5 protein-coding genes are annotated in these 5,142 nt (G+C 65.6%); all 5 read right to left on the reverse strand.

Features of this window, described 5'->3' with window-relative positions:
- On the reverse strand, positions 1-650 hold a 650-nt coding region (locus HUV01_RS11700; RefSeq protein ID WP_174298422.1), incomplete at its 3' end, for a hypothetical protein.
- Between the two features lie 236 nt (positions 651-886).
- Entirely contained in the window at positions 887-2,296 is a 1,410-nt protein-coding gene (gene lpdA / locus HUV01_RS11705) for a dihydrolipoyl dehydrogenase (RefSeq protein ID WP_174298423.1), read from the reverse strand.
- A gap of 12 nt (positions 2,297-2,308) precedes the next feature.
- On the reverse strand, positions 2,309-2,935 hold the full coding sequence (locus HUV01_RS11710) for a DUF4276 family protein (RefSeq protein WP_302480052.1): 627 nt from the start codon (positions 2,933-2,935) through the stop codon (positions 2,309-2,311).
- A 3-nt stretch (positions 2,936-2,938) separates the two neighbouring features.
- A complete protein-coding gene (locus HUV01_RS11715) occupies positions 2,939-4,156 on the reverse strand; it encodes an AAA family ATPase (RefSeq protein ID WP_174298425.1) in 1,218 nt (405 codons plus the stop codon).
- The coding region (odhB, locus tag HUV01_RS11720; RefSeq protein ID WP_174298426.1) for a 2-oxoglutarate dehydrogenase complex dihydrolipoyllysine-residue succinyltransferase at positions 4,156-5,142 on the reverse strand (987 nt) is incomplete at its 5' end. The genes HUV01_RS11715 and odhB, both read right to left, overlap by 1 nt.

The raw sequence follows: 5,142 nt of genomic DNA on the forward strand, positions 1-5,142 counted from the left end.
CGGGCGTCCGCCATCAGCCGGTCGACCGAGCCGCCGTTCGCCGACAGCACCGCCGCCACGCGCCACCGCGCGTCGTGATAGGCGAGCGCCGGCGAGCCGGGGTTCGTGTGGCGAACCGTTTCCGCATCTGCGTCGGACAGGCTGCTCTCGCGCGCGACGAAATCGGGATAGCCCTCGCGCACCCACAACGGCATCGTCCGCTCGGCGACCAGGCCATAGCGAGCACGGATCAGGCCGTGGGTGCGCTCGTGCGCGATCACGCCCGACAGGCTGCGCGTCCCGCCGATGGACGCACCGTTGCTCACCCGGTCGGCCGCCACGTCGCTGCGGTTGACGATCACCGCCTCCAACAGCGGTCGTGTCAGCCCGAACGCGCCGTCGGCACCCAGCGCCAGCCAGTGCCATCGCCAACCGCCATCGGTAAGGAAGATCCGCCGACCAGTCTTCGGGCCATCGATCTGGCTGGCACGGACCAGCGCGTCGGCCCGCGCAAGCACCTTGTCGATCGCAAGCGGGATGGGCGCCTCCGACCACAGGCGGACGCCGCCGACGTTGCGGTGGAACGGAAAGGCAAGCGCCTCGGGTACCAGAACGGGGCCGGCGAGCATGGTGACCGCGATGGTCGCCAGGAGCTTCGTGTGTCTCGCCATTCCATGCCTCCCCCGATAGAGGCAGGAGCCTAACGGCGTCACCCAGCTAGTCCAGTCATCTACTCGTCACCCCAGCGAAAGCTGGGGTCTCTTCGCCATCGGGTTCCGATGTGGATCGAAGAGATGCCAGCGTACGCTGGCATGACGAGAGATGTGCCATGCGGTGGCATTGCCATGAGCCGATCGGGAACCGTCATGGGCAAAGTCCATGACGTCGAGCGCGGCTCGCAGCCGCGTCAGACGTGGATCGCCTTGCCCTGCACCGCCATCGCCGCCTCCTTCATCGCCTCCGCGTGCGTCGGGTGCGCGTGGCAGGTATAGGCGATGTCCTCGCTCGTCGCGCCGAACTCCATGGCCATCGCCGCCTCCGCGATCAGCGTGCCCGCCAGGCTGGAGACGACCCAGACGCCCAGCACGCGGTCCGACTTGGCGTCCGCGATCACCTTCACGAAACCATCGGTGTCGCGGTTTGTCTTGGCGCGGCTGTTGGCGGCGAACGGGAACCTGCCGACCTTGATCGCGCCGCCCTTGGTGTCGGCATCGGCCGCGGCCGCCTCCTCGGTGAGACCGACGCCGGCGATCTCGGGCATGGTGTACACCACCGACGGTATCACCGCCTCGTTGACAATGCCGGTACGACCGGCGATGTTCTCGGCCACCGCGACGCCTTCGTCCTCCGCCTTGTGCGCGAGCATCAGGCCGGGGATCGCGTCGCCGATCGCCCATACGCCGTCGACGGCCGTGCGGAACGAATGGTCGGTCGCGATCTGCCCGCGCGCGTTCAGCTCCAGCCCGATCGCCGCGAGGTTCAGCCCGTCGACATTCGCACGCCGCCCGATCGCCACCAGCACCGCATCCGCCGACAACTCGTCGGCCGCGCCGCCGGCCGCGGGCTCGACGGTCACGGTCGCCTGCCCGTCCGCCACGGTCACGCCGGTCACCTTGGTGGAAGTGCGCAGGTCCATCCCCTGCTTCCTGAACAGCTTGGCGCTTTCCCTGCGCACCTCGCCGTCGAAGCCGGGCAGGATCTGATCGACATATTCGACCACCGTCACCCTCGCGCCCAGCCGCCGCCAGACCGAGCCCAGCTCCAGTCCGATCACGCCGCCGCCGATCACGATCAGGTGTTCGGGCACCTTGGGTAACGCCAGCGCGCCGGTCGAGTCGACCACCACCTGCTGGTCGACATCCACGCCGGGCAGCGGCGTGACCGACGAGCCGGTGGCGATGACGATGTTGGCGGCGGTGACGGTCTCGGCGCCGATCTCGACCGTATGTGCGTCCCTGAAGCCGGCCTGGCCCTTCAGCCATGTCACCTTGTTCTTCCTGAACAGGAACTCGACGCCGCCGGTCAGCTCCTTGACGGCCTTGGCCTTCTCGGCATGCATCTGGTCGAGGTTGAGCGTGACGCCGGCGAAATCGATGCCGAACTTCGCCAGATGCCCGCCCTTGGCCTCCTCGTAGATCTCGGAGGCGTGAAGCAGCGCCTTGGACGGGATGCACCCGACGTTGAGGCATGTGCCGCCCAGCGTCTCCCGGCTCTCCGCACAGGCGGTGCGCAGCCCCAGCTGCGCCGCGCGGATCCCCGCGACGTAGCCGCCAGGTCCCGCGCCGATCACGAGGACGTCGTAGTCGTAGTCAGCCATGCGAGTTGTCCTTCAGGCGATCGCGAGCAAAGAGTGTAGGCCCGTCCAGAAATGCTGGAACGAGCAAGATGTATTGCGGCCGGGGTCGATCAAGGCCCCCATCGAACGAGCCGTATCGATCTTCGGCAACCGCGTCAGCCCGCGCAGATGCCCCGCCCGCTGGAGTTCCCGCAACAGCGCCTCATGCGTGCCGCCCCGGATGGCGTCGGGATCGCGGAAGCCGGCCTTTGCAATCACGCGCCCAGCGCCTGACCACTCCTTGTCAAGCGCGGTCGCGTCGCCGAAGAACCACGCTTCGAGTTCTTCGACTACGATGCGATTGACGACGTCCAAAGCCCCTGTTTCTGTCGCTGCTCGCGTTCGAAGGCCAGCGGCGACGCAGGCATCGTTCAGCCGTTGCTTCAGCGACATGCAATCATCATCATCGCGGTCAACCAGAACGAGCGACAAAGGTCGATGATCGATCGGTATACGAGCGTAGCCCATCATTCGGGCCGGCAATCGAGAAAGGAGCTGCTGCTTCGACCCGTAATCAATTGATCGAAACAATATTCGAGGATCGATATGACGTGGGAGAAGCGTCTTGAGGAACGACTCCATCGACGGTTCTTCGACGTGGATATGTATTTCGCGCGGCATGGTTTAGGGATTGCCCGCCTCGAAGAACCCTTCCAACCACAACTGTCCCAGACTGGCGCCAGCCGCAATCTGTTCAGGAACCCCGGCCATCTGGGACGCACGAACCGCTTCGGTATAACCCCGGGCATTACGACGCAGTGCCCAGACCTGCGCCGGTTCGAGGGCGTCGATAAAGAAGGGCGAATGAGTGGTGACCACCATTTGCATTCGCCTGGTCGCCACGTCACATTCCTCCGCCAACTCACGCAATAGCTTGGGATGGAGGAAGTTCTCCGGTTCTTCGATCCCAAGAAAGGGCGGTGGTGCGGGATCGTTGAGCTGGATGAGGTAAGCCAGCATCTTCAACGTACCGTCGGACACGTACCGAGCCTGTACGCCATCCTTGAAAGGAGCGTCCTTGACGGTCAGTAGGAGATGGCCGGTGGGGAGGGACAGCGGCTGCACCGTCTCCAGCTTCGGGATGCGGCGGCGCAATGCCATGAAGACGCGATCGAGCAGCGTCGGATGTCGTTCGGCAAGGAACTGGATCACATTGGCGAGATTGTTGCCGGTCCGCGACAAATGCTCCTGAGGTCCCGCCTCCGGCACCACGCGCGTGTCGCTGGTCGACAGATAGGACAGATGCCAACCGACGATGAAATCACGCAGCGATTTGACGCGCGGATTATTCGCGAGTTGTCCCAACGTGCTCACGGCGAGCACATCCGACGCCGCGAGAGGCAGTTCGAGCCGAGTGTCGGCCTGCTCCGGCGCGTTACCGGAAATCACGGAGCCGCGGCCATATTGATAGTCTAGGAAACGGAACGGCGCACCGAAGCTTCCGCGCTTCCAATGCATCCACTCCGACGCCACTACCGGACGACCGTCAAGCTCGTCGATCTCCAAGTGGTAGCGTACGAGACCCGGACGCTTTCCTTCGATGAGCCCACCTTCGCGATAGGCCACCTCGAAGGTAATCGGGCCTGACTGATCGCGGCTGCGTAGGTCGGAAAACTTGCCTCGCTTATCAACTGCACGCCGCAGCCCTTCGGAAAAGCAATCCGACAGGAAAGCGAACACGTCGAAAAAGGTCGATTTGCCACTGCCGTTCGCGCCTAGAAGCGCCGTCAGCGGCGTCATCGACCTGAACTCCACCTGCTGCAAGGCACGGAAATTGCCGATCGTGACCTGCTCGATTCGAGCCGGGGATATCGGTAGCGGCCTTGGCAAGTCTTGCGCCATTAAAGATCGATCAGTATCCGTGTCGGGTCCTCGATAGCATTCTTCAGCGCGACGAGGAACGTCACCGCCTCGCGCCCGTCGATGATGCGGTGGTCATAGCTGAGCGCCAGGTACATCATCGGTCGCGCGACGATCTGGCCTTTCACCACCACCGGCCGCTCCTCGATCCGGTGGAGGCCCAGCACCGCCGACTGCGGCGGGTTGATGATCGGGGTCGACATCAGGCTGCCGAACACGCCGCCGTTGGAGATGGTAAAGGTGCCGCCGCGCATCTCCTCCATCTTCAGCGTCCCGTCCTTGGCGCGACGGCCGAAGTCTCCGATCGTCTTCTCGATGCCCGCGACGGACAGCTTGTCGGCGTCGCGGATCACCGGCACGACCAGCCCGTTGGGGGCGGACACGGCGACCGAGACGTCGGCGTAATCGCGGTACACGATCTCGTCGCCCTCGATCGAGGCGTTGACGCTGGGCACGTCGCGCAACGCCATGCACGCGGCCTTCACGAAGAAGCCCATGAAGCCCAGCCGCACGCCGTGCTTCTTCTCGAACAGGTCCTTGTACGTCGCGCGCGCCTGCATGACCGCGCCCATGTCCACGTCGTTGAACGTGGTGAGCATGGCGGCGGTGTTCTGCGCCTCCTTCAGCCGCTTGGCGATCGTCTGGCGCAGGCGCGTCATGCGGACGCGCTCCTCGTTGCGCGCGCCCCCGGCGGGTGCAAGCGTCGGGGCGGGAGCGGGCGTCGGGACGGGCGTCGGGACGGGCGCGGACGGCTTCGCGCTGGCGGCGGCGGCGACATCCTCCTTCGTCAGCCGACCGTCGCGGCCTGTGCCCTTGACAGTCGCGGGATCGACGCCGTGTTCCAGCACCGCGCGACGCACCGACGGCGACAGCGCGGCGGCGGTGGCCGAAACGTCGGCGGCGGCTTCCTCGGACCGCGCGCGCTGCTGCCCGCCGGAAGCCTCACCGGAGCTGGAGCCGGCGCCCTC

Source organism: Sphingomonas bacterium, from assembly GCF_903643035.1.
Lineage (GTDB): Bacteria > Pseudomonadota > Alphaproteobacteria > Sphingomonadales > Sphingomonadaceae > Sphingomonas.

Coding starts and splice junctions, on each gene's coding strand:
- lpdA (WP_174298423.1), bottom strand. CDS start 2,296: ATGGCTGACTACGACTACGACGTCCTCGTGATCGGCGCGGGACCTGGC.
- HUV01_RS11715 (WP_174298425.1), bottom strand. CDS start 4,156: ATGGCGCAAGACTTGCCAAGGCCGCTACCGATATCCCCGGCTCGAATC.
- HUV01_RS11710 (WP_302480052.1), bottom strand. CDS start 2,935: ATGCCGCGCGAAATACATATCCACGTCGAAGAACCGTCGATGGAGTCG.